24 protein-coding genes are annotated in these 23,441 nt (G+C 44.1%); 17 read left to right on the plus strand and 7 right to left on the minus strand.

The genetic code is table 11. From position 1 onward, the window contains the following. The 3 genes from QSH61_RS03725 to QSH61_RS03735 all read left to right on the plus strand — a co-directional run bounded on the left by QSH61_RS03725 (window position 1) and on the right by QSH61_RS03735 (window position 4,331). Window positions 1-1,110 (plus strand): PQQ-dependent sugar dehydrogenase, encoded by a 1,110-nt coding sequence (locus QSH61_RS03725; RefSeq protein ID WP_206471369.1) that lies wholly within the window; start codon window positions 1-3, stop codon window positions 1,108-1,110. A gap of 8 nt (window positions 1,111-1,118) precedes the next feature. Further along, on the plus strand, window positions 1,119-3,422 hold the full coding sequence (parC, locus tag QSH61_RS03730; protein WP_102056184.1) for a DNA topoisomerase IV subunit A: 2,304 nt from the start codon (window positions 1,119-1,121) through the stop codon (window positions 3,420-3,422). A 345-nt stretch (window positions 3,423-3,767) separates the two neighbouring features. Beyond that, complete coding sequence (locus QSH61_RS03735) at window positions 3,768-4,331, plus strand: phosphoribosyltransferase (RefSeq protein ID WP_010607696.1); 564 nt, start codon at window positions 3,768-3,770, stop codon at window positions 4,329-4,331. Window positions 4,332-4,389: 58 nt separating this feature from the next. On the opposite strand, the gene QSH61_RS03740 is transcribed toward QSH61_RS03735, so the two are convergent. Then, window positions 4,390-5,046 carry a Crp/Fnr family transcriptional regulator gene (locus QSH61_RS03740; RefSeq protein ID WP_010607695.1) on the minus strand — a complete coding sequence of 219 codons (657 nt, stop codon included), beginning with the start codon at window positions 5,044-5,046 and terminating at the stop codon, window positions 4,390-4,392. A 284-nt stretch (window positions 5,047-5,330) separates the two neighbouring features. Here QSH61_RS03740 and QSH61_RS03745 point away from each other — a divergent pair, with 284 nt between their 5' ends. Then, the gene (locus QSH61_RS03745; RefSeq protein WP_010379202.1) at window positions 5,331-5,549 is read left to right on the plus strand and encodes a YgjV family protein; all 219 of its coding nucleotides are present in this window, start codon (window positions 5,331-5,333) and stop codon (window positions 5,547-5,549) included. Here the strand turns inward: QSH61_RS03745 and QSH61_RS03750 are convergent. Then, window positions 5,540-7,180: an amidohydrolase gene (locus QSH61_RS03750; protein WP_174170314.1), complete on the minus strand. Its 1,641-nt coding sequence runs from the start codon at window positions 7,178-7,180 to the stop codon at window positions 5,540-5,542. The genes QSH61_RS03745 and QSH61_RS03750 overlap by 10 nt on opposite strands. Before the next feature lie 108 nt (window positions 7,181-7,288). Between QSH61_RS03750 and QSH61_RS03755 the strand changes: the two genes are divergently transcribed. Beyond that, the gene (locus QSH61_RS03755; RefSeq protein ID WP_010607693.1) at window positions 7,289-7,789 is read left to right on the plus strand and encodes a DUF1543 domain-containing protein; all 501 of its coding nucleotides are present in this window, start codon (window positions 7,289-7,291) and stop codon (window positions 7,787-7,789) included. Between the two features lie 17 nt (window positions 7,790-7,806). Here QSH61_RS03755 and QSH61_RS03760 read toward each other — a convergent pair whose 3' ends face one another. Next, window positions 7,807-8,034 carry a hypothetical protein gene (locus QSH61_RS03760; RefSeq protein WP_010379194.1) on the minus strand — a complete coding sequence of 76 codons (228 nt, stop codon included), beginning with the start codon at window positions 8,032-8,034 and terminating at the stop codon, window positions 7,807-7,809. Window positions 8,035-8,254: 220 nt separating this feature from the next. Here QSH61_RS03760 and proB point away from each other — a divergent pair, with 220 nt between their 5' ends. From proB to gltX, 4 genes are all read left to right on the plus strand, one after another. Beyond that, complete coding sequence (proB, locus tag QSH61_RS03765) at window positions 8,255-9,394, plus strand: glutamate 5-kinase (RefSeq protein ID WP_010607691.1); 1,140 nt, start codon at window positions 8,255-8,257, stop codon at window positions 9,392-9,394. A gap of 71 nt (window positions 9,395-9,465) precedes the next feature. After that, window positions 9,466-10,434 carry a GGDEF domain-containing protein gene (locus tag QSH61_RS03770; protein WP_174170313.1) on the plus strand — a complete coding sequence of 323 codons (969 nt, stop codon included), beginning with the start codon at window positions 9,466-9,468 and terminating at the stop codon, window positions 10,432-10,434. A gap of 86 nt (window positions 10,435-10,520) precedes the next feature. Further along, window positions 10,521-10,886, plus strand: coding sequence for a glutaredoxin family protein (locus tag QSH61_RS03775; RefSeq protein WP_026000901.1), 366 nt, complete (start codon window positions 10,521-10,523; stop codon window positions 10,884-10,886). Between the two features lie 83 nt (window positions 10,887-10,969). Next, the gene (gene gltX, locus QSH61_RS03780; protein ID WP_010607688.1) at window positions 10,970-12,457 is read left to right on the plus strand and encodes a glutamate--tRNA ligase; all 1,488 of its coding nucleotides are present in this window, start codon (window positions 10,970-10,972) and stop codon (window positions 12,455-12,457) included. Window positions 12,458-12,522: 65 nt separating this feature from the next. Here the strand turns inward: gltX and QSH61_RS03785 are convergent, their stop codons facing one another. The 3 genes from QSH61_RS03785 to QSH61_RS03795 form a co-directional block, all read right to left on the minus strand. After that, window positions 12,523-12,960 (minus strand): MarR family winged helix-turn-helix transcriptional regulator, encoded by a 438-nt coding sequence (locus QSH61_RS03785; RefSeq protein WP_102056188.1) that lies wholly within the window; start codon window positions 12,958-12,960, stop codon window positions 12,523-12,525. Beyond that, window positions 12,947-13,435: a glutathione peroxidase gene (locus QSH61_RS03790; RefSeq protein ID WP_010379179.1), complete on the minus strand. Its 489-nt coding sequence runs from the start codon at window positions 13,433-13,435 to the stop codon at window positions 12,947-12,949. The genes QSH61_RS03785 and QSH61_RS03790 overlap by 14 nt, the downstream gene beginning before the upstream one ends. A 75-nt stretch (window positions 13,436-13,510) precedes the next feature. After that, window positions 13,511-14,368, minus strand: a complete 858-nt coding sequence (locus QSH61_RS03795; RefSeq protein ID WP_174170312.1) for a transporter substrate-binding domain-containing protein — start codon at window positions 14,366-14,368, stop codon at window positions 13,511-13,513. Between the two features lie 238 nt (window positions 14,369-14,606). Here QSH61_RS03795 and QSH61_RS03800 point away from each other — a divergent pair, with 238 nt between their 5' ends. The 4 genes from QSH61_RS03800 (at window position 14,607) to QSH61_RS03815 (ending at window position 17,988) form a co-directional block, all read left to right on the plus strand. After that, window positions 14,607-15,245, plus strand: a complete 639-nt coding sequence (locus tag QSH61_RS03800; protein WP_102056190.1) for a cytochrome b/b6 domain-containing protein — start codon at window positions 14,607-14,609, stop codon at window positions 15,243-15,245. Window positions 15,246-15,422: 177 nt separating this feature from the next. Then, a complete protein-coding gene (locus tag QSH61_RS03805) occupies window positions 15,423-16,121 on the plus strand; it encodes a DUF3581 family protein (protein ID WP_010607683.1) in 699 nt (232 codons plus the stop codon). 132 nt (window positions 16,122-16,253) lie between these two features. Next, window positions 16,254-17,204, plus strand: a complete 951-nt coding sequence (locus QSH61_RS03810) for a sensor domain-containing diguanylate cyclase (protein WP_206471368.1) — start codon at window positions 16,254-16,256, stop codon at window positions 17,202-17,204. Window positions 17,205-17,355: 151 nt separating this feature from the next. Continuing rightward, window positions 17,356-17,988: a GNAT family N-acetyltransferase gene (locus QSH61_RS03815; RefSeq protein WP_174170311.1), complete on the plus strand. Its 633-nt coding sequence runs from the start codon at window positions 17,356-17,358 to the stop codon at window positions 17,986-17,988. Here the strand turns inward: QSH61_RS03815 and QSH61_RS03820 are convergent. After that, a complete protein-coding gene (locus QSH61_RS03820; RefSeq protein ID WP_174170310.1) occupies window positions 17,953-18,714 on the minus strand; it encodes an IucA/IucC family C-terminal-domain containing protein in 762 nt (253 codons plus the stop codon). The genes QSH61_RS03815 and QSH61_RS03820 overlap by 36 nt on opposite strands. Window positions 18,715-19,035: 321 nt before the next feature. Here QSH61_RS03820 and dapE point away from each other — a divergent pair, with 321 nt between their 5' ends. From dapE to QSH61_RS03840, 4 genes are all read left to right on the plus strand, one after another. Then, entirely contained in the window at window positions 19,036-20,232 is a 1,197-nt protein-coding gene (gene dapE / locus QSH61_RS03825; protein ID WP_206471367.1) for a succinyl-diaminopimelate desuccinylase, read from the plus strand. 267 nt (window positions 20,233-20,499) lie between these two features. After that, window positions 20,500-22,116 (plus strand): cyclic peptide export ABC transporter, encoded by a 1,617-nt coding sequence (locus QSH61_RS03830; protein ID WP_206471366.1) that lies wholly within the window; start codon window positions 20,500-20,502, stop codon window positions 22,114-22,116. Window positions 22,117-22,367: 251 nt separating this feature from the next. Continuing rightward, window positions 22,368-22,676, plus strand: a complete 309-nt coding sequence (locus QSH61_RS03835; RefSeq protein ID WP_227387413.1) for an MbtH family protein — start codon at window positions 22,368-22,370, stop codon at window positions 22,674-22,676. Beyond that, window positions 22,673-23,413 (plus strand): thioesterase II family protein, encoded by a 741-nt coding sequence (locus QSH61_RS03840; protein WP_206471365.1) that lies wholly within the window; start codon window positions 22,673-22,675, stop codon window positions 23,411-23,413. Before QSH61_RS03835 ends, QSH61_RS03840 begins: the two co-directional genes overlap by 4 nt. The last annotated feature ends 28 nt before the right edge of the window (window positions 23,414-23,441 follow it).

The following is a 23,441-nucleotide window of genomic DNA, read 5'->3' on the forward strand; positions in this document are numbered from 1 at the left end:
ATGAAAATACATAGTAAATTGACCACGGTAGCGACGACGCTGGCAGTAGCGTTATTAAGCTCACCTGCGCTGGCAAATGATATGCTTTCGCGCCTTTCAGTACCTAAAGGGTATGAGCTGAGCTATTTTGCGAAAGATGTTGAAAATGCGAGACAAATGGCGGTGGGCAAAGATGGCACTGTGTATGTTGGCTCTCGTAAAGCGGGTAAAGTTCACGCACTCATTGACAACAACCGTGATGGCGTAGCCGACAAGAAAATCTTGGTTGCAGAAGGGCTGAATATGCCCTCCGGTATCGCCCTAAAAGACGGTGACTTATATGTTGCTGAAGTTGAGCGTATTGTGCGTTTTAAGCAAATCTCAAAAAACCTCAAGGCACCGGTAAAAGAAGTGGTGTTCGATGATTTGCCTGACAAACGCCACCACGGCTGGAAGTACCTGACAGTATCGCCGGAAGGCGAACTGATCATTCCAGTTGGCGTGCCTTGTAATATTTGTGCCGAAGACCCTAAGTTTGGCCGTATATTTTCACTAAATCTTGAGACGAAAAAGCTTTCGACGATTGCCAAAGGCGTGCGTAACTCAGTGGGTTTTGATTATCACCCAGTAACTGGAAAGTTATGGTTCAGCGACAACGGTCGTGACATGATGGGAGATGACATTCCACCATGTGAAATCAACCGTGTTGACGAAATTGGTCAGCATTTTGGCTTCCCCTATGTTCATGGCGGCAGCGTGCTAGACCCTGAATTTGGCGAGGGTAAATCGGTGACTGACTACGCCATGCCAGCACTTGCACTACAAGCGCACGTTGCACCGCTGGGCATTCACTTTTACCGTGGCGAGCAATTTCCAAAGGCAATGAAGCATCAGCTTTTTGTTGCTGAACATGGTTCTTGGAACCGCAGCAAAAAAGTGGGCTATCGAGTAATGCGAGCAAATGTGCAAGATGGCCAAATTAGAGGCTATGAACCTTTCCTTACCGGCTTTATGGAAAACGAAACAACCCATGGTCGACCAGCCGCAATTGCAGAACTCGACGACGGTAGCCTGCTCGTTTCCGATGATTACGCCAATGCGATATATCGCATCAGCTACAACAACAAGTAAGGTGTAACATGACAGATCCTCAAGCCTTGTCCTTGCAAGGCATTGAACAACTTCCGATGGGGCGTTTTACTGAAGATGCCTATCTGAACTATTCCATGTATGTGATCATGGATAGGGCGTTACCACATATTGGTGACGGCCTGAAGCCTGTACAACGTCGTATTGTATATGCGATGAGTGAGCTGGGCTTATCTGCTCAAGCAAAATACAAAAAATCTGCCCGTACCGTTGGTGACGTATTGGGTAAATATCACCCTCATGGCGACAGTGCTTGTTATGAGGCCATGGTACTCATGGCGCAGCCGTTTTCTTATCGCTATCCGCTGGTGGATGGCCAAGGTAACTGGGGTGCTGCGGATGATCCTAAATCATTTGCTGCGATGCGTTATACTGAGGCGCGTTTATCTAAGTTCTCAGAAGTACTGCTGAAAGAGCTTGGCCAAGGTACGGTCGATTGGACCGCTAACTTTGATGGCACCTTAGATGAGCCGCAAGTGTTACCCGCGCGTTTACCACATATCTTGCTGAATGGGGTGACGGGTATTGCGGTGGGGATGGCAACCGATATTCCGCCGCATAACGTACGTGAAGTTGCTGAAGCTTGTTGTTTGTTATTGGATAAGCCTAAAACCGAACTAGAAGAAATTCTAGAATTGGTCAAAGCGCCAGACTATCCAACCGATGCGGAAATCATTACGCCGCAAGAAGAGATCAAAAAGCTTTACACCACAGGTCGTGGCTCAATCAAGATGCGTGCTGTGTACACCGAAGAGCAAGGCGAAGTGGTGATCACCGCGTTGCCACATCAATGTTCGGGTGCCAAGGTGCTAGAGCAGATAGCAGCACAAATGACAGCGAAGAAACTCCCTATGGTAGCGGATTTACGTGACGAATCGGATCATGAAAATCCGACGCGTATCGTCATCGTACCGCGCTCAAATCGAGTTAAGGTCGAGCCATTAATGGCGCACCTATTTGCCACGACGGATCTTGAAAAGAACTACCGTGTTAATATCAATATGATTGGTTTAGACGGGCGTCCACAAGTTAAAGACTTGCGTCAGATTTTATCTGAGTGGTTAGTATTCCGTCGTGAAACGGTGCGTAGACGTTTGCAGTATCGTTTAGACAAAGTGCTTGCGCGTTTGCATATTCTTGAAGGTTTGATGATTGCATTTTTGAATATCGATGAAGTCATCGAAATCATTCGCAACGAAGACAAACCAAAAGAAGAGTTAATAGCGCGTTTTGGTCTTTCAGATAAGCAGGCAGAAGCAATTCTAGACCTGAAATTACGCCACCTTGCAAAGCTTGAAGAAATGAAGATCCGTGGTGAGCAGGATGAGCTTGAAAAAGAGCGTGATGGATTGGAAAAAACCTTAGGCTCTGAGCGTCGTATGTCGACGTTGATGAAAAAAGAAATCCAAGAAGCTGCTGAATTGTATGGCGATGATAGACGCTCACCGGTAGTTGAGCGTGGTGAAGCCAAAGCGCTTAGCGAAAAAGATTTGATCCCATCAGAGTCTGTAACTGTTGTGCTATCTGAAAAAGGCTGGGCGCGTTTTGCGAAGGGCCATGATATCGATGCCGAAGGGCTAAGCTACCGCTCAGGAGACTGTTATAAAGCCTCTGCGAAAGGCAAGAGTAATCAGCCTGCGGTGTTCTTAGATACTTCAGGGCGAGCCTTTGCAACCGATGCGCATAGCTTACCTTCAGCCCGGAGTCAGGGTGAACCGATGACGGGACGCTTTAACTTAGCGTCAGGATGTAACTTTGAACATGTGGTCATGGGCGAAGAGAAATCGACTTATCTGATGGCGACCGATGGCGGTTACGGTTTTATCAGTGACTTTGCTGATATGGTGAGCAAAAACAAAAATGGTAAAGCGTTCGTTAGCGTGCCAAAAGGTGCGCATTTGATGGCTCCTATCCAGGTATTTGATGTTGCCACCGATATGTGTATGGCGATTTCGAGCGAAGGCAGAATGCTGCTATTCCCATTACGTGATTTACCTAAGCTTGGTAAAGGTAAGGGGAATAAGATTATCTCTATCCCTAGCGCGAAAGTGCAAAGCCGCGAAGAGTTTGTCAAAGTGTTAGCGGTAGTACCTGAAGGCGTTTCTGTTACCTTACATGCAGGTAAGCGCAAGCTAACCTTAAAGCCGAGTGATTTAGAGCACTATTACGGTGAGCGAGGGCGCAGAGGTAATAAGTTACCGCGCGGATTACAGCGCGTAGATAGCTATGATCTGGAGCACAATGGTGTTGAGACACCAGAAGACAATGACGCCAGCGTAGATACCGAAGAATAACCGATACAGGCCGCCCACCGCGGCCTTATTTTTATCTGTTGAAAACTATCGCGAGGTGAACTCGCTCCCACCAATTAAATAATGCTACGCAGGTGTCTGTTCACCCATTGAACTTTGCGTAGGAGCCGGTTCACCCGGCGATCCTTAACTTTAGAATATGGCTCCTCAAATCAAAAAATGAAAATAAAAAGACACTATTATTGCAGCATTTTATTGCGCTTTACGTTAAAATATTCGGTTATACCAATCACACAAGTGCCTATGGCTTGCAAACAATTGTAATTGGTATCAATTGGCAGCGCTTGCTGCTTGTCACCATCACACGGGCTTCCTAACGGGGTATTTATGTCAGATAAGTGCTATATCACAGCGCAACAATTGCTAGAAGATTCATTTCGCTTAGCCGCTAAAGTTTATGAAGACGGGTTTAGACCTGACTTTATTATCGGTATTTGGCGTGGTGGTGCGCCTATTGGTATCGCAGTTCAAGAATACTACGATTACAAAGGTATAGAGACTGATCATATCGCAGTACGTACTTCTTCTTACTATGGCATTGGTAAGCAATCTAAAGAAATCAAAGTTCACGGTTTGCATTACATTGTTGAAAATGCAAACGCTGACGATTCATTACTAATCGTTGATGACGTGTTTGATTCTGGCCGCAGTATTTTTGCGTTGAAAGAAAAGCTTGCAGAGTTAATGCGCCTGAACTTGCCTCGCGATATTCGTGTTGCTTGCCCATACTACAAGCCAGCAAACAAAAAAGTACCAATGACACCAGATTATTTTATTCATGAGTCTGATGAGTGGTTGGTATTCCCTCACGAGCTGTCAGGTTTAACACCGGAAGAATTAGTGGAAGGAAAGTCTGACTTAGCAAATATTAAACACCTATTTGCAAAATAAGTTAATCAGTACTCAAGGGCGAGAAAGTACTCGCCCTAGTTATTCTAACCGCGAAAAATTAAGCTTGCGCGAAGCTATCAACAAAATCCTCAAGCGCGTCAACATCGACTGGCTTTAAGCCTTCACTACTACGTACTATCAAGCCCTTTTCTACCAATTCACTTACCACCCGACGATATGCACGCTCAGTGGTCGCAAATCTTTCGGCTTCAGCACTTACCGTTGAATAGGCACGAAGTAATGTTGGATTCGAATTCTCGGCACGTAATAAGCAGTCTTTAGCAATGTTGTAGCTCAGCGGCAACAGCAACTTGTCTAAGTTTATCTTTTGGTTTTCAGTAAACTTAGCAGCGATGGTTTGCGCGGTATATAGGCTCAGCTCCGGCTGCTCAAGCAGTAATTTTCGCCAATATTTTAGCTCAATGAGGTGATAGGTTACATCGCTCAAGCAAGTCACGGTATAAATACAAGGCTGATGATTCAGCGCTTCGATTTCGCCAATTAGCGTGTTGTTACAGTCCAGTTGTCCGAGTAATAGACGACGACCGTTACCGACATCATAACTAAAAGACACAGTGCCACTGGTCACCAATATGAGTTTACTCAATGGTTCATCTTGGTGGATCAAGACTTCTTTTTTGCTGTGCTGAAAACTATTACCAGCAAAAGCGAGTAACTGTTCTACCAAATTGGTTGAAAAATGATATTGAAACATCTAGATGGCTCTTCGGACAAATGTCCTATTTATTAAACTATAATGACGTTAGCATGAATTTTTCAGTTTTACGCTAACTCACACCGTTTAAGTAGTATCGGTTTTATCTCAGCGCTGTGGCGAAGAATTTAATAAACGATATTACCATTAAACCCCCACTTCCCGTGTTAGAGCTAATTTATTGGTGCTAATTTCTAGGGGCTTGTGGGTTAGCCTTTTTATTCTGCTCGATACGTAAATTCGAGCATAAACTATATGCTAACGCAACTTAGGGGAGAGGACAAATGAGTTGGGAATATTTAGGCTATTTAGCCTCTGCTTTTTTGGTCGTTTCTTTGATGATGAGCGATGTTGCTAAGTTGCGTTGGTTCAATTTAATGGGCTGTATTTGTTTTACCGCCTATGGTGCACTTATCCAAGCTTGGCCGGTGGCGTTAACTAATGGTCTACTGGCACTAGTTAACACCTACCACTTGGTGAAATTACAAAAAGATCAACGCTGATATTTAAGTTCACCTGCAATCCACGTCTGCTCGACTTTAATATCATCAATTTTATCTTCGCTTACGGTAAAGTAATCTTGGTCTATTAAGATAAAATCGGCCCACTTTCCTTGTTCTAAGCTTCCCAGTTTATACTCTTGAAATGCGGCATACGCAGCATCAACAGTAAATGCTTGGAGTGCTTGTTCTCTGGTTAGCTTTTCTGTTGGGCGCCAGCCATCCTTGGGTAAATCTTGATGGTCTTGTCTGGTGATAGCGGCATGCAGACCATGGAAAGGGTTTGCGAGCTCCACTGGAAAGTCAGAACCCGCCGCCACTCTACTTCCTTGCTTTAAGAATGTTTGCCATGCGTAAGCGCCGCTAAGCTGTTTGTCGTCTAGGCGCTTTTCGGCCATATGCATATCAGATGTGGCATGAACAGGCTGCATTGATGGAATAATATCTAACGTCTTAAAGCGGGGGATATCATCCGGATGGACAATTTGTGCGTGCTCAATGCGATTTCTGAGCAGTCTTCCACCTGCTTTTTTAAAAACGTGTTGATATGAGTCTAGCACGATGCGATTCGCTCTATCGCCAATGGCGTGCGTGTGTGCACTGTAGCCGCTGCGTATGGCTTGGGTGATCAATGCTTCAAGCGTCGCTTGGTTTTCGAGCATTAACCCTTTGTGGCCTTTGCGGTCATGATAGTCGCGAATAAGTGCCGCGCCTCGGCTGCCAAGTGCACCATCAGCATAGATTTTTACACTACGAATAGAGAGTTGATCTCGTGTATCTTTGAGCACTCCGGCGTCCAACATCTCTGCGAGTTTGGGGGAGCTTGCACTTAGCATAGCGTAGACGCGCAGAGGCATTGAGTGTTCCTTGGCGCGTGCTTGGTAAACCTGCCACGTGGTGTGGTCAATCCCGGCATCATGAGCTGAGGTAATGCCTAAACTCAGCAAGTGTTCTCCGGCTTTATTAAGCGCCTTGTTTACTTGTGCATCCGACTGAGCTGGGACATGAGTGCGAATAAGGTCTTCTGCCTTGTCGATAAAGATCCCGCTCGGCATACCGCTATTCAGTGTAATGATTTCACCGCCTTCCGGTGTCTTTGTTGATTTCGAAATGTTTGCAAGCGCCATCGCTTTTGAGTTTACCCAAATAGCGTGACCATCTACTCGAGTGAGCATGACGGGCTTATCTTTTACGTATTTGTCGAGATCGGCTGCGGTTGGGAATTGTCCGCCGGGCCATAAGGTTTGATCCCAGCCTCGACCTATTATCCATTCACCTTCATGGGCTTTTGCGTAGTGGCTAAGCCGTTTTCCTACTTCTGCAATGGTTTTGCTACCGCGCACGTCGAGTGTGAGTAAATTATTGCCAAGGCCAATGATATGACCGTGCGCATCAATTAAACCAGGTAATAGGGTTTTTCCCTCACCATCAAATTTGGTTGCACTCGGGTATTGGGTACTAAGATCCTTTGCACTTGTTTTTACGACTTTACCGTCTTTAATTACCAAAGAAGAAAAGCGCTCAATTTGCTGCGATTTAGTGGGCGTATAGCCATTTACATTGTGAATTAAGGTTACTTGAGCTGTTGTTGACAGGCTAAAGCTAGCCAAAAGCGCGAGGAATGTTTTTTTCATTATATTGTCCTTCACTGAGAGTATTTATTCAGAATAATCATCTAACTCAATAAAGCCAAGTCTTTGCGTTGAGAGTATACTTGGGTTTTAAAGGAGTGGAGTGTCAAAGTGAAGTTGTTTGTTGTATACCTAGGCGGCCGTATTCAAGGTTGCCATATTGAAATGCATGATGTGCGCTTTGTCGCGGCAAATACAATTGAAGAAGCTTATCCCAAATTAAAGCAGCAATGGGTTGGTGATAAAAACTCGGTGCATATGGATAGCTACACAATCATTGAACATGCCGATGGCTATGCCATTGAACTTACCGAAGAGCGTGTTGAGCAAGCTGAGCATTTGTATTTTGTGAACTTGGGAGGATATAAGCCAGATAGTTTAGCTGAGGCGCATGACTTTGGGCTGTTCGTTGCAACGAATGCCGATGAAGCAAAAGAGAAGGCAAAAGCGTTTTTGCTTAACGGTTTTAGCCATATTCATAAAGACGATTTACATGATGTAGATGACTGTTTTGCCATCGATTTATTTGATCAAAACTTAAATATCAAGCTCACCCACAGTGGCCAATCAACACCGCTTACCCCTTTGTGGTTTGGTTATCATCCTCTATAACCAATGTGAGGGATACTTTAGCCCTCACCCTCATTGTTTTCATCGTTATCTGCTTTTATGGCTATTTTGATAGCGACAATCACGACGGCAAACATTAAAAACGGCAGTGCAGCTAGAGAGTATTCGACAATGTGGCTGTCTTTGTAGCTAGGTTGCAAAATAAAATGGCCACCCACACACATTAAGATCACTACAAACAGCAAAGGTAGCATCATAATCTCTTTGTTCTTTTTGTGTTTTTTCATTCTGAACTCAGCTAATTATTCTTTCATTGAATGGTGAACACTCTCTCACACGCGGTGCAAAAAAGCCTTGATCGAAATCAGTGCGGCGGATTATACCAATTCACTCTGAGTTAGAAATAAAATTCATGAGTTTATACCAATGCAATTGGTATTATTACTTGGGAGGGGGGAAGGTCCGTGGTATAACGAAGCTCTATCGCTGTAAAAACCAACAAATACTATGACCAAAAACAATAAACAAACCATTGTTATCAAGCTCGGCACAAGTGTCTTAACTGCAGGCAGCCAGACCTTAAACAAGCCCAGACTTGTTGAGCTGGTAAGGCAGTGTGTAACGTTGCGTCAAGCTGGTCATCAGGTCATTGTTGTATCTAGCGGTGCTGTTGCTGCTGGGCGCGGTGTATTGCAGCAACAAATTGGTCATTCACTCGCTGAAAAACAGATGTTGGCTGCGATTGGACAAGGTCAATTAATCCATTTATGGCAGTCATTGTTTAGTATTTACGACGTTAATGTGGCACAAATGCTACTGACACGAGCCGATCTTGAGCACCGCGAACGTTATCTAACGGCACGGGATATGCTTACTAAACTTCTAGAACATCATGTCGTGCCTATCATCAACGAAAACGATGCGGTGGCAACGTCTGAAATCAAAGTTGGCGATAACGATAACCTCTCTGCTTACGTCGCAATTTTAGCAAATGCTGATAAATTGGTATTACTCACCGATCAGCATGGTCTTTTTACCGCAGATCCCAGAGCCAATCCAGATGCGCAGTTGATAGAGCAAGTAACACATATAAACGACGAACTTAGAGCACTAGCTGGTGGCAGTGGCACACAACTTGGCACGGGTGGTATGGCGACTAAGTTGCAAGCCGCCGACATCGCACAACGAGCAGGCGTTGATGTCGTGATTGCAAAAGGCAGTGAATACGACATTTTACCGCAAGTACTTACGCAAACCGCACCAAGCACGACGTTTTTGAAGTTTGACGCTCCGGTTGAAGGGCGCAAGCGCTGGTTGCTGTCTGGCCCTAAATCAACCGGTAAAATAATTTGTGATAGTGGCGCAATCAATGCGGTATGTAATCAAGGAGCAAGTTTACTAGCAAAAGGTATCGTGTCGATTGAAGGGCAATTTAAACGTGGTGAGCTGGTTCAAGTGTTTTGCCAACAAGGCACGCTACAGGCACAAGGTTTAACTAGCTTAAGTAATCAAGAACTTGGTTTGGTAATTGGCCGTCATAGTAGTGAATTTGCGCAGTGTCTTGGCTTTGAAAGTGCAGAGGAGATCATCCATCGCGATAATTTGGTGCTCTTAAATCAACATAGCCAACAAGAAGTATTAAATTAGCCTATAAATTACTGTAAATTCAGAGAGCTGTTCTACACTTATCAAGAGTCAACTTTATTGAGAGGCCTTGAATGTCGATTAGCTATTCACCCTGTGGTCACGAACTTACTTTAGAGCTCTTGGCGCAAAAGAGTGAACTGGTGCTAATGCAGGCCCTTGAGCGGGTTATCTCCGATGTTTGTGGGGAAAGCTATGCATTTTATTTCAGTAAAAGCTTATCGGAAAAAGAAGTCCCAAAGTCTATATTTGTGAGCCATCGCGATTTTTGTGTTGTGGTGGGACCGGTAGATGCCGTGGTAGATAAATTACAGCAGCGTCAAGATGACAAACACCTCATTCAATACCACGGCGATAGTGTTATCCCGTTTTATCACCAAGCTCAGCTCGTTGGTTTTTTATATATAGAAGGTCAAGTAAATCTCACCACTGCGACTTTAATGAAGCACTTACTCACTGTTTTTGCGCATCAAATGGCAACATTGCACTTTGCTCGTATCGATCCGCTTTCCGAGCTACTCAATCGCCAAACGTTTGATGAAAAAGTCATGGAAATAACCAATGGGGACGGGTTTACGGTATGCCGTGATGACAGTGAAGACCGCAAGTGGTATTTAGCGATGGTAGATATCGATCACTTTAAACAGGTAAACGACAATTTTGGTCATGTGATTGGCGATGAAGTGATCCTGTTGGTAGCGCAAAAGATCAAAGCTAACTTTAGAGCAGAAGACTATGTGTTTCGCTACGGCGGAGAGGAGTTTGCGGTGCTATTTCAAAGTCGCAATGATGACTCTGCTGCAGTAGCACTTGAGCGCTTGAGAAGTACAATAGCTTCCAGCCGATTTCCGCAAGTAGAGCATGTTTCTGTAAGCCTAGGTTTTACTGAAGTGGTCGATACACTACAAGTTTCTGAGCAAGTTCATAAAGCCGATCTTGCGCTTTATCACTCAAAAGAAAATGGCAGAAACCAAGTTACCAACTACCTCGCTTTAGGGTTAGCTGAATCACAATACGCATGTGCAGAAATAGAGTTGTTTTAAGCTCCGCTTATATATAGCGCTTAAAGATTATGCTAAACTCCCCAACCTATTTTTTAGCGAATTTAGCAAAAGGTTTGGGAAACGTTATGCAATTTGTAAGATGGTTTTTAGGACGTCTGATTTTACTTTTTGATTTTATTTTTACCCCACGCAGTAAAAAACGTGCCGCAGAACAACAGCAAAAGCTAGATGCTATGACGGCAAACTTAAAGTTATACCAATTTAAGGCATGTCCATTTTGCGTTAAAGTGCGCCGCGCTGCCAAGCGTGAAGGGCTAAAGCTTGAAACCCGTGATGCCAAAAATGATGAGCAATATCGCCAAGAGCTGCTAGAGCAGGGCGGTAAAGTGAAGGTGCCATGCTTGCGAATCGAAGAGCAAGGCGAAGTCACTTGGCTGTACGAATCCAATGATATTGTTGCTTATCTAGAAAAGCTGGAAAAAGCAGCTTAATTCACGCGCCTTACTATGCGCTAATCAGGCGCTATGCTAGCATAGCGCCATTAATCGACTAATCCATTTTTAAGAGAATTTTGATGACTATCCGTACTCGTGTCGCACCCTCTCCAACCGGTGATCCGCATTTAGGAACGGCTTATATTGCCTTATTCAACTATTGCTTTGCCAAGCAGCAAGGTGGTGAGTTTGTATTACGAATTGAAGATACCGATCAGGTACGTAGTACTGTTGAATCTGAGCAAGCTATCATGGACAGCCTGCGCTGGTTAGGGCTTGACTGGGATCATGGTCCGGATGTGGGTGGCGAGTTTGGTCCATACCGTCAATCAGAGCGTTCTGACTTATACAAAAAGTTTGCACAGCAGCTTGTAGATGATGGTAAAGCGTTTTACTGCTTTGCAACGGCTGAAGAGCTAGACCAAATGCGTGAAGAGCAGATGGCAGAAGGCTTACGCCCTAAATATGATGGCCGTGGCTTACGTTTATCTGAAGAACAAGTAAAGGCAAACCTTGAAGCTGGCAAGCCTTACGTAATTCGCATGAAAATCCCAGAAGAAGGCACGTTTAAGTTTAACGATTACCTACGCGGTGAAATTGAGATCCCATGGGAAAACGTAGACATGCAAGTGTTGTTGAAAGCCGACGGCTTCCCAACTTACTTTCTTGCAAACGTAGTAGATGATCATCACATGGAAATTAGCCATATCTTCCGTGGTGAAGAGTGGATCAACTCTGCGCCTAAACTACTAAAACTGTACGAAGACTTCGGCTGGGAAGCTCCTGTACTTGGTCACCTACCGCTACTTCGTAACCCTGATAAGTCTAAGCTGTCAAAGCGTAAAAACCCAACTTCAATTAACTACTACAAAGAAATGGGTTTCTTACCAGAAGCACTACTTAACTATTTAGGTCGTATGGGTTGGTCAATGCCGGATGAGCGTGAAAAGTTCACTTTGGCTGAGATGATTGAACACTTTGATATGAAGCGCGTATCGCTTGGTGGACCTATCTTTGATATTGACAAGCTTAACTGGTTAAACGGTCTGTGGATCCGCGAAAACCTAACCGATGCAGAACTTATCCAGCGCTTTGTCGACTGGAAGTTTAACGGTGATATGTTGGCTCGCGTACTTCCTGAAGCCAAGGCGCGTATCAACACGCTATCTGATTTGGTGGGGCTAGCAGGCCACTTTGTGGCGGGCTTACCTGAATACGATCCAGCGTTATTAACGGCTGGTAAAGCGGACGAAGAAGTGGTTCGTCAAGCTCTGCAGTTCTTTATTTGGGAATTGGAAAAGCTGCGTACGTGGAACAAGTCTGAGATCTTCTCTATTGCAAAGGCTGTGGCGACACACCATGAGTTAAAGATCAAAGAGTTCTTAGAGCCTATCTTCGTTGCTATTACAGGCAAAACCTCATCGACCTCAGTAGTAGATGCGATGGAAGTGTTAGGTTCAGACCTTTCTCGTGCGCGTTTAAGAGTGGCACTAGAGCATATTGGTGTATCTAAAAAGCAAGCGAAAAAGCTTGAAAAAGCATACCGTGAGTACCCGTCTATTGCATAATAGCGAGACCGTATTGTAAAAGCCGCTGATGTAGCGGCTTTTTTATTGTCCGAAATGTATCGTGTTTACCGCTTTCCTTGTGCCATCAACACATCAAGAGACTGCCTTAACAGTTGAATTTGCTCCATACTTAAGCCCGCTTTTGCCATCATTTGTGCTGGGATACAAGCGCATGATTGCTCGAGGATTTTACCTGCTTGAGTTAAGTGAATGAAGGTTTGTCGTTCATCATCAGGATTTTTGCTACGGGTAACGAGACCACGCTCTGCTAAGCGCTTAAGGAGCGGTGTTAGGGTGTTGCTATTGAGTTCAGCTCGTTCTCCTATTTCTTTCACGAGCTGTCCGTCCTGCTCCCATAAAATCAATAACACTATGTATTGCGGATACGTGAGCCCAACCTCTTTGAGTAACGGCTGATAGAGTCGTGTAACCTGTCTTGATGCACTATATAGCCGAAAACAGATCTGGTTATCGAGATTGAGCTGCGGGTTAGATTGACTCATTTAGTAACTTTTCAATATCTTTGGCTATTTGTTCAGGCTTGGTGATTGGGGCATAGCGCTTAACGGGTTCACCCTGCTGGTTAAATAAAAACTTAGTGAAGTTCCATTTGATTTTATTACCAAATAGCCCTGGAAGCGCGGACTTTAGGTATTGATACAGTGGGTGTGCTTTATCGCCATTAACCTCAATCTTTTCCATCATCTGAAAATCAACACCATAGTTGATTAAGCAGCCTTCTTGAATTTGTTTTGCATCGCCGGGTTCTTGTTTACCAAACTGATTGCAGGGAAAGCCGATGATCACAAGTCCCTGATCCGCGTATTTTTGGTGTAGCTCTTGGAGTCCTTCATATTGTGGTGTTAATCCACACTCACTGGCCGTGTTAACAATAAGGACAGCTTTGCCTTGTAAGTCGGTAAAGTGATATGCCTGACCTTGTAACGTGTTTGCTTCAAACTGATAGAGTGTCGTCATTTTTAGTCTCTTGTGATTTAATCGTGTGCGATTTAATTTAGACTAAGTATGACCCTTGTGCAACCGCAGTTGAAATTATTTTGCAGGAGTATGTTGATATTTGGCGCTTAGCATCGCAAGCCGCCTGGTGATCAATGCGTGATCTTGCTTGGGGAGATATTTTAAGTGTGTGGTTAAGTAGGTACTGGTGGAATATAGTGCACGGATCATCTGGTTGGCCTTGTCGATAAATGCTCGTGTTTTTTGGGTGTGGCTACAAGCAATATGGCCTTCAAGATGAGGGAGGTTATTTGCAATCGGTAATGAGCCCACTAGATGGGCTTTGTCCTTTGGAAAGCTTTGCTGAAAAATAGCGGGGTAGGCTAATATAAAGTCGACTTTACCTGCACTAAACTGCTCCATAATGGTTTGTGCTGAGGTTTTATACGGTCTAATGGCAACATTTTTGGGTTCAAGTAGCGCTAATGCAGAGTCAATGGTATTGCCATAAGATTTGCCGACCTCTTTGATGATAGTGGTCTGTGGATAGTAAGCCATTAAACTTGCAAGCGACTTTAGCTTACCCGTGGCGTTCACAAGGCTGGCATCCATTGGGGTGTGCTGTTTGAAGTAATATAATCTATGGCTCGGATATAGGTGGATGGGGATGGTAAACAAGAAGGCTTGCTGGCGACTTGGGGTTTTTAGGCGAGACACCGCGCACACAGGCTCTTCGCTTGCTAGTAATTGGTTAAGCTTGGTTGGGGTGACAATGTTAAAGTCAAAGTAATCTCGGCCAAACTGGTTTAAAAGCAAGTTGTTGGTATCTGACTCTAAACTATGGGCTTGTTTGCTAAAAAGTCTTTGCTCATCGGCAGGTTCATTCGAGATCAGCAATATTTTTGCGTTGCAGCACGCACCAAATAACAGCAGCATTAGCAGTAAATATTTCATTATCGCTCCAACCCCGCAAAGCAAATACCAGTTTACTATAGAACATTATTACTCGGAGCTGAGAAGTTTGCGGCAAAAACATGTCTAAAAGCCTAACAAACATCGGACAGATGTATATAAATTGGACGCGAAATACGGTGCCAAATCAAGATAAGCGGTTATTTAACCTTAACTCTTTGTGCTGAGTTTTATAACCTGTCATCATTGCAATGATTTTTACCTATGGGGCAAATAAACGATGACCAAAGTGTGGGATGGATTTATCCGCGGGTTTCACTGGCTGCTCGTAGCAGGACTAGTAACCTTATATATTACCGGTGAAGAAGGCATGATGGATCTTCACTTTGTTACTGGCTATTTATTGTTAGCACTGATGGCAGCGCGATTAATTTGGGGTGTCATTGGTAGCCAAACCGCTAAATTAAGCGCGTTATTTCATTCACCTAAAGCAATTTTATCGGCCATTAAATCAAAACAAAGCCATGTCGGACATAATCCTGCGGGAAGTTTGATGGTGCTGCTATTTTTTGTGCTGATCATTGTCCAGCTTGTTTCTGGCTTGATGACAACAGATGATATTTTGGTGGAAGGCCCACTTGCACAATATGTATCTTACGACTTAGTTGAATTAGCAGGCGATATACATCACACCAATATTGAGCTGTTAATTGCCGCCATTGCACTGCATATATTTGCTATTGTGGTGTATCGCCTAAAAGGTCAAAACCTAGTAAAGACATTAGTTACTGGTAAGCAAGAACATGCAGTCAGCACGCCTGTCATGAAATCGGGTGTTGTTGCATACCTTATCTTTATTGCACTTTCAGCTTTGTTACTCTTTACGTGGGGCGCTGAGCCATTACAAGGGTTAATGTAACTTAACTCTAAACAGAGGTTAGCGAGGTCATTGTTTTCAATAACTTCGCTAACTTTTAGTGCCAAGTCCGGTCAATGTAATATTTGTTAACAGATTATCGTAACAGATATGACCTCTATTTCAGAAAATTCTGGTAACATGGCGCAGTTTTATCATAGAGGTTAGAGAAAAGTAGCGATGTTAGAGCCGTATTATCAACAACAAGCAAATGAGATCACCATTACCAGAGAGCAGGGGAGTTTATTTGCAAAAGGAGTCGCGGACGACTACAACCCACTGCACGACATCGATGCAAAGAAGTTTTGTGTACCGGGTGATCTACTTTTCTCCTTAGTGTTAAAGCACTACGGCTTAAGCGAGAATATGGAGTTTAGCTTCGTGGGCATGGTTGATGAAACAACAACCCTTACATTGCCAGAAGGTGCTGCACAATTTGATATTACCGCAAATGATAAAGTGATGCTGTCCGTGTCGCGCGCTGGCGAAACCAGCACGTGCCCAACGCTCATCAATAGTTTGACGAGAAATTACGTAGAATTTTCAGGCACTACCTTTCCTCATGTGATCATCCCATTGATGGGTGAGCAAGAGGTAATGATAAACCCAGCAAGGCCAATGGTGATATACGAATCTATGTCTATTCATATGGATGATATATCGGTAACGGAAGTAACATTGGAAGCGGCTAAACCTGAGTTTAGCTATGAAGGCAAACGTGGCAAAATCAACCTGCGTTTTAACTTGCTGTCGAACGGCACTAAAGTCGGTTATGGTGAAAAGCACATGTTAGTTTCTGGGATCCGTGAGTATTGTCAGCAAACCGTTGATGATTTGATTGCCTATTACAACGATAGAAAAGTAGCATTAAAGCCGTAACCTCCCAATACACGCTGACGCACCTGTCAGCGTGTTGCCCACACCGTTTTCCTTTGAAACAATAATTCATCCACTCTTCAGCTGTCCGCTATACTGTTTAGATAAAATGTAATTGAATTAAATGGTATTACTGTGCCGTATGCTGACTTGCTCAAACCAGAAGCCTCACAACAAACATTATTAAAATGGCAAAAAACAGTCGATTTGATGGCGAAGATTTTTTCGGCGCCTGCTGCGTTTGTGGTACAAAAAAAAGAAGACGGTTTTGCAGTGATGATTGCAAGTGACCAAGAAGAAAACCCGTATCCTGCAGGTGGTTTTATACCGCAAGAAACCAATATCTTTTGTAAGCATGTTGTCGCTAATAATCGCAATCTATATGAGCAGCACGCCAGCGTAAACTATCAATGGGACGATAACCCTGAGGTTGCCAATGATGGCTTTGAGTCTTATTTGGGTGTACCAATCCACTGGCCCAATGGAAAATCGTTTGGCACATTGTGTGTGATGGATTTTAAGCCTACAAATTACAACGCTTCGTTGGTTGAGTTTATTGAACACTTACGCGATATGCTAGAAGACGATTTGGTGATGATTGAGCGCTATAGCAAAATCAAAGCGATAGCGATGCAAGATCCGTTGACTGAAGTACTAAATCGCCGTGCGACTGAAATACTCGGTGAACATAAGCGTGATATTGCCTTAAAACTGGGTGGTGCGCTTTACTGTGTCTTTCTTGATTTAGATGGTTTTAAACCGATAAATGACAGCTATGGTCATGAAGTTGGAGATCAGGTGTTACAAAGTTTGGCTGAAGCCTTGAAAGCCGCAAGTAGCGAAGATGATATTATTGGGCGCTATGGCGGCGATGAGTTTCTGGCTATTGTACAACGAGATAATGAAGAAGCAGTAAACGACTTTATTTTTCAAAGTGAGGCTAATTTCTATCAGGCGTTAAAAAAGAAAAAGCTCCCCAAGTGTGGTTTTTCTGCGGGATTTGCCAAGAGCGACAGTAAGTTTGAAAGCATGACCAGTTTATTCTCTCGAGCAGACAAATACATGTATCAGAAAAAAATGAACTAGCGTGCCTACAAATCGCGCTTTCCTTAAATTAATTCCCTTAGTCACCGTCTACTAAACAGAGTGCATGTAACCTCATGACTCGGTTACTAAATCTTTCAAACGGGCTTTGTCGCTTCAATGACAGTCGTTTGTGTAATTTAAGTGGAAAAGTATGTATTCAATTCACCCTTTGTGGCAGCAATTCCCTTGTGCCGACAAAACCGCGCTGCAAGGTACAGAGCTTGCCTCGTATCACAACCCGCAGATCAATAAGACAGTGCGCTTTAAGCTGATCTCAAAAGCGGATTTACCACTATTTTGTCAGTGGATGAACGATCCTCGAGTTGCACATTTTTGGCAGCAGGCGTGGTCAGAAGAAAAGCAATGGCAGTATCTCAGCGAACGCTTAGCAGACAACTATAGTTTGCCACTTATCGTGTATTTTGATGAACAGCCATTTGGCTATGTTGAAGTCTATTGGGCTGAGTTAGATAAGTTAGCGGGATATTATGAGTGGCAGCCTAAAGATAGAGGCATCCATTTATTAGTTGGCGAGCAATCATGCAGAGGTCCCGAAAATTTTCGTGCTTGGATGACCAGTTTAAGTCACCTTATTTATTTAGGGCATGAAGATACTCAGCGCATTGTACTAGAGCCTCGCCATGATAATGCAAGGTTACTCACTCGCATTGCAGAACTTGGCTATCATAGCCAGTTTGAGTTTGATTTTCCTCATAAGCGGGCTGCGTTAGTGATGGCTGAGAAAGCTTCATTCTATCGAGACGTTTTTCCTCAGTTTGCTTAGGTTACTTAACGCGGCTTTTCTTTGCACCATATTGTGCTTGTGTTTGGGACAGTCGCGGCAGTAATTGCCATTTTCTCGGTCGTGGAGAAGGCAGCATTCAGGGCGGATTTGATATTTGCCACTCGGATCATGTGCGGTTATTTCGGCAAACTTAAGCGGATTCTTTAGCGCCCCTAAGTGGGCGGATGTAGTCAGTATTTGTTTATCTTGAAGCAATGTTGGATGCGTACCCACAAGCCCCATAATAATGTCGAAAAAGTCATTCAAGCGATAAAAGCAATTACTCCATAACGTCCGCTCTTTTACGCCAAAAGCTTGGTGTAGCAGGTCGTGAAGCGGTGATAAGTGATTGAACAACAAGTCGTGATAGCGTGTTTCTGTGTCACTGTTTTTAAGTGCTTTACCTTGATGCGGCAGCAAAATGCTGAGCTGCTCAGGGTTGTAGCTCAATTCGCAAAGCTTTAGTGGCAAGGGTGTTAGCAATAATGAATGGCTCACGATGATGCTTGGAAAAATATTGAAGGTGTAATACATATGCCACACGGAGGCTTGAGCCCTTGATTTCGTTACGCCTCTCTCTAAGCTAAAGCGAGTTATGTGGTCGATAAAATGTGGTGACTCTAATAACTCAGAAAAAGTCGCTGTAGATCGTAAAGGGGTGAGGTCAACACCTTGCGCATACGTATCATAAGGAGGTTTAAAAAAAGGCACTAAATTCGGCAGCATTGAAACGAACAGCTATAGAGGTTTATGGTTAATGACGAAGCGCAACTTCATTAATTTAATACCGCCTTTTAGTCTCAAACTCCCACATTACTGTAGTGCTTATGTTTGTTTGGCTGTTATCTGCCAAAAACGGCACTAGAAAAATTCAGTTAATGGTCAAATTACATGTTTTGGCGGGGTAAAAAATACCGAACGCCGACAAATCAATAATCTTATGTAAAAAAATTTAGTTTAGTTTCGTCACTAGTCTGAGTGTCGTGGTTGCTGCCTAAAAGTGGTGTGCAACAAAAACAAATATTCGGCTTGGGAACTAGGCTCTACATGCAAGAACTAACTAAAAAAATAACCCAAATAAGTACCTCTATAAGTCTTCTACAGGAGTTCATTGCAGCGCCGTCTGTGACGCCTTGTGATGCCGGGTTGATCTTAACAATCGCCCAATATCTTGAGGAACTCGGGTTTGAAACCTCATGGTTTGAAGAAAATGGAGTGCGTAACCTTATAGCCAAGCAGGTTTTTTCTGAAGGTCCAAGTTTTGCATTTTCTGGTCATGTTGATGTTGTCCCCGCTGAGCAGGAGCATTGGCATTCCGATCCATTTAAAGCGACTGTCGTAAACGATGTTATTTATGGCAGGGGCGTGTCCGATATGAAAGGGGGCATTGCTGCCATGCTGAGTGCCACACGAGTCTTACTGGCTTCGAAGCAAAAGCTTAAAGGCACTTTCTATTGGTTGCTGACATCCGATGAAGAGGGGGAAGCTGAATTTGGTACCAAGCGAATCGTCGAGCGACTCAGTCAAGATGGTGTAACGATTGACGCTTGCCTTGTTGGAGAGCCTACGTCGCACAATCGAGTGGGTGATGTGATCCGAAATGGTCGCCGCGGCTCAATCTCAGGTGCCATAAAAATTGAAGGGAAAGCAGGCCATGTCGCTTATCCCGAACAAACGATCAATGCAGCACATATCGCGGGTAAAATAGTGGCGACACTGTGCGGTTTACAGTGGCAAAAAGACCAGCCAGATGTCAAAACAACCCTTCAAGTCACGGGCGTCAATACGACGACTGATGTGGATAATATCGTACCTGAAGCGTGCCAGGTTAATTTCAATATTAGATACAGCCATGGGTATAGTAATCAAGAGATCATCGGCATTATCGAAAATCACTTAGCAAGATTTAAAGACAACCTGAGTCTAGATTGGTCAAGGGCATGTAACCCCTACTATACCAGTGCAGATATGGAAAATTCGTTCTTAAACTTAGTGGAAAACGCCATCGTGCGGTGTACTGCGAGATACCCCATAGTAAACACCGCTGGAGGCACGTCTGATGGGCGTTTTTTTGCCAATGGTCACACCCAAACGATTGAATGTGGTGTTAAAAACGACACGATACACCAAGCCAATGAGTGTTTACCCATAAGTGATTTACTGGAAATCGAGCAGATTTATTTAACGGTGCTCAGTGATTTTTTTGGCGCTAAGCAACACCTTAATTTGCCCGCTGGTGAGTAAGTTGCTCGCCTTTAGGCAGACAATACCAGTTTGACTTCATACTTGCTCGATTTGGAGGGATTAAATCTGACGCGAGCTGTGTTAAAAATTTATCAGTTAGAACAACTAAATAGCAAAATTTTTGTCTGACTAAAGACAAGATTTTCTGGCCTCAACATTTAGGTAAATTGGTATAAATCTAGTTTTTTTTAGACTTTCGTTAAACAACTTTAGAAGTGCTTCGTCTTGTTGCTATCAGACTCAGTAATTGAATTATGAGGAAATCGTGTGCTTGGGTATTTAATTCGTCAATCAAAATGGTTGTTAGGTGCGGCTGTGTTCACGAGTGCAATCTGCGGTGTGTGTGCCGTATTGTTACTCACGCAAATTAATAAGGTATTGAATTCATCACAACAAGAAGCCAATCAATTTTTTGGTATTTTTGTGGCCTTGGTGGTGGCTGTGCTGGTTTTTCAGGTGGTGGCTTCAACATTGTTTGAGCGATTGAGTCAACAGGCACACGCTGTGCTGAGAAGGCATATTTCAGATAAGGTGCTGCAAGCAGATTATCGTCAACTTGAAGAAGTGGGCGGAGCCAAGGTGCAATCAGCGCTGTCTGAACACTGCTTAAAGGTCGCTGAGTTTTTCGTCCGTTTACCGGTGATCGTTGTCAACGGTATAATTGTTATTGGTTGTATGGCGTTCATTGCTTGGTTATCGCTGGATGTATTTGTGATGGCGCTGGTGGTCTTGGGTTTAGGCTCTATTGGCTATCATTTGGTTCATCTCAAAGCCATCGGCTATTTAAATAGTGCAGCAAAAGAGCAAGATCGTTTGTTTGGACACTTTAGTGCTTTGGTTGATGGTGCCAAAGAGCTACGCTTACATGCTGGTAAAAGACAGCGATTTGCAGATAACGTGCTTGGAGATTCCATTGAATCGGTTCGTAAGCAACGGACGGTGGGCATGTCTGTCTTTGTTATTTCTACCGCTTGGGGAAATTTCTTAATCTACGCATTTATTGGCGCGGTTTTGTTCGCGCTGGTAGCAGATTCAGCGCAGCGTACCCAAATACTAACGGGCTTTGCGTTGGTCTTTATATATATGATTGCGCCCTTAGAGAACTTACTAAAAGCTCTGCCCGCGGCCAATATAGCGAAAGCATCAGCTGCGCGCATTGAAGCTGTCACCGCGCATTTATCCGAAGGAGCGAAAGAAAAGCACTTACCGAATGCGCCATCTTCGTTTAAGCAGCTTGAATTAAGCGGATTAACACATCAGTTTTATCATGAACCTTCTGATGATTTATTCACACTTGGACCTATCGATTTATCATTTAAACCGGGGGAAATTGTCTTTTTGGTTGGCGGTAATGGCAGTGGCAAAACCACGCTGGCTAAGATGTTGGTCGGATTATACAAGAGTAATACTGGTCAACTTCGCTTAGATGGCAAAACCATTAACCCAGAAGATCTAGATGAGTATAGGCAGCTTTTCACCGCAATTTTCTCTGACTTTTATTTGTTTGAAGAATTGCTGGATATTCCTTCGGCTGAATTAGATGCGGCCGCAAACTCACTGTTAGAAAAGCTCCAACTTAATCGTAAAGTGCATGTTGCCAATGGTGCATTTTCAACGCGTGCGTTATCTCAAGGGCAAAGAAAGCGACTAGCCATGGTGGTAGCCCATTTAGAGCAGCGTCCGTTTTTAGTCTTTGATGAATGGGCGGCGGACCAAGATCCTATATTTAAAGAGGTGTTTTATCGCCAGTTATTACCAGAGCTTAAAGCGCAGGGTAAAACGCTGTTGGTTATCTCTCATGACGATAAGTATTTTGACTGCGCCGATCGACTGTTGCGAATGGAGCACGGCCAACTTTATCAGCGTGAAGAGGCAGCTGCATAAATAACCTGAGTGGTTAAAGTTGAGCGCAGTGCAAGCCAACACTATCACTGCGTTTAACTTGATAACCGCTTAGCGGCTAAGCATATTTAGGCCGCAATCCCCCTCCTATACGCGTTCAATTATCTGCACTGGTAAAAAATCAGAATATAGACGCTTTTTTCTTTAAACAATTCGCATTTCTATTCGTCTACAGAGGCAATATCGCCAAATTTATTGGCATGTTGAGAAGGTAGCACGGAGATACATACCTCATGGCTACCCAACCTCATCAGAATGTAAACCGACTGCCTATAGTAGCAGTGCAATATTTATCAGGAGATGTCATGTCTGTGAGCTGTTTTGACCGCGAAGATGAAACCTTCATCGTGCTTATTAATCAAGAAGAACAATATTCAATTTGGCCCGAGTGGAAAGCGGTACCTGCGGGTTGGCAAGCTGTAGCGGGTGTTCAGGGCGATAAGGCCCACGTGCAAAGCTACATTAACGAGCACTGGACAGATATGCGACCTGCCTCTTTGCGTCAGTGGATGGCTGAGCAAGCGCAACAAGGTGACGCGTGAGTACATCAAGCATTAAGCTGTTGTGCCTGCCTTGTGCTGGGGCGAGTGCCTCAATGTACTTACGTTGGAGTCGGCAATTGCCTAGCTGGATAAAGCTAGTGCCCATTGAGCTTGCAGGAAGAGGCCCTAGGTTAGATGAAGAGAAAGTCGAAAACTACCACGAGCAAGTGAGTGCGATACTTCAGTGTTATCAGCATGAGATGACCGGTGATTATGCTTTTTTTGGCCACAGCATGGGAGCTTTGCTTGCCTATGGCGTCACACTGCAGTTGCAACAGCGCAATTTACCTTTGCCTAACGCCTTGATGCTATCGGCGTGTCCTGCGCCACAGTTTATTCATCCTGAGCGCTACCCAGAACCTAATGATCGGCAAGCGCTCATTGCTGAATTGCGAGCGCAGGGAGGAACGCCAGACATGCTATTTGACAATGCTGATTTATTGGAGATGACGCTTGAGGTGCTGGCCGCTGACTATCGCGCATTGCGCTCGTTTACGCCACCGAGCTCTTCGCAAATAACCGTGCCGGTAACCACTTTTTATGGTCACGATGACTTAATCAGTGTTAGCGAAGTACTGGCCTGGCAGCAACACGCCCGTCATCCATTATCGCAACAAGGGTTCGCTGGTGGGCATTTTTATATTCACAGTGCCCAAGCTTCAGTGTTGTCTGCACTTGAGCAAACACTGAGTCGCCATAATACATCAGCGGCTGCTTTGGTCAGTAGTTGTGAGTAAAACCAAGCGCTGCACTTGAGGACTTGGG

Origin of the sequence: Pseudoalteromonas sp. JC3 (assembly GCF_030291895.1) — a bacterium.
GTDB lineage: Bacteria > Pseudomonadota > Gammaproteobacteria > Enterobacterales > Alteromonadaceae > Pseudoalteromonas.

Bases quoted from the DNA above. Each gene is read 5' to 3' on its own strand.
- QSH61_RS03725 (WP_206471369.1), top strand. From the start codon at position 1: ATGAAAATACATAGTAAATTGACCACGGTAGCGACGACGCTGGCAGTA.
- parC (WP_102056184.1), top strand. From the start codon at position 1,119: ATGACAGATCCTCAAGCCTTGTCCTTGCAAGGCATTGAACAACTTCCG.
- QSH61_RS03735 (WP_010607696.1), top strand. From the start codon at position 3,768: ATGTCAGATAAGTGCTATATCACAGCGCAACAATTGCTAGAAGATTCA.
- QSH61_RS03740 (WP_010607695.1), bottom strand. From the start codon at position 5,046: ATGTTTCAATATCATTTTTCAACCAATTTGGTAGAACAGTTACTCGCT.
- QSH61_RS03745 (WP_010379202.1), top strand. From the start codon at position 5,331: ATGAGTTGGGAATATTTAGGCTATTTAGCCTCTGCTTTTTTGGTCGTT.
- QSH61_RS03750 (WP_174170314.1), bottom strand. From the start codon at position 7,180: ATGAAAAAAACATTCCTCGCGCTTTTGGCTAGCTTTAGCCTGTCAACA.
- QSH61_RS03760 (WP_010379194.1), bottom strand. From the start codon at position 8,034: ATGAAAAAACACAAAAAGAACAAAGAGATTATGATGCTACCTTTGCTG.
- proB (WP_010607691.1), top strand. From the start codon at position 8,255: ATGACCAAAAACAATAAACAAACCATTGTTATCAAGCTCGGCACAAGT.
- QSH61_RS03770 (WP_174170313.1), top strand. From the start codon at position 9,466: ATGTCGATTAGCTATTCACCCTGTGGTCACGAACTTACTTTAGAGCTC.
- QSH61_RS03775 (WP_026000901.1), top strand. From the start codon at position 10,521: ATGCAATTTGTAAGATGGTTTTTAGGACGTCTGATTTTACTTTTTGAT.
- gltX (WP_010607688.1), top strand. From the start codon at position 10,970: ATGACTATCCGTACTCGTGTCGCACCCTCTCCAACCGGTGATCCGCAT.
- QSH61_RS03785 (WP_102056188.1), bottom strand. From the start codon at position 12,960: ATGAGTCAATCTAACCCGCAGCTCAATCTCGATAACCAGATCTGTTTT.
- QSH61_RS03790 (WP_010379179.1), bottom strand. From the start codon at position 13,435: ATGACGACACTCTATCAGTTTGAAGCAAACACGTTACAAGGTCAGGCA.
- QSH61_RS03795 (WP_174170312.1), bottom strand. From the start codon at position 14,368: ATGAAATATTTACTGCTAATGCTGCTGTTATTTGGTGCGTGCTGCAAC.
- QSH61_RS03800 (WP_102056190.1), top strand. From the start codon at position 14,607: ATGACCAAAGTGTGGGATGGATTTATCCGCGGGTTTCACTGGCTGCTC.
- QSH61_RS03805 (WP_010607683.1), top strand. From the start codon at position 15,423: ATGTTAGAGCCGTATTATCAACAACAAGCAAATGAGATCACCATTACC.
- QSH61_RS03815 (WP_174170311.1), top strand. From the start codon at position 17,356: ATGTATTCAATTCACCCTTTGTGGCAGCAATTCCCTTGTGCCGACAAA.
- QSH61_RS03820 (WP_174170310.1), bottom strand. From the start codon at position 18,714: ATGCTGCCGAATTTAGTGCCTTTTTTTAAACCTCCTTATGATACGTAT.
- dapE (WP_206471367.1), top strand. From the start codon at position 19,036: ATGCAAGAACTAACTAAAAAAATAACCCAAATAAGTACCTCTATAAGT.
- QSH61_RS03835 (WP_227387413.1), top strand. From the start codon at position 22,368: ATGGCTACCCAACCTCATCAGAATGTAAACCGACTGCCTATAGTAGCA.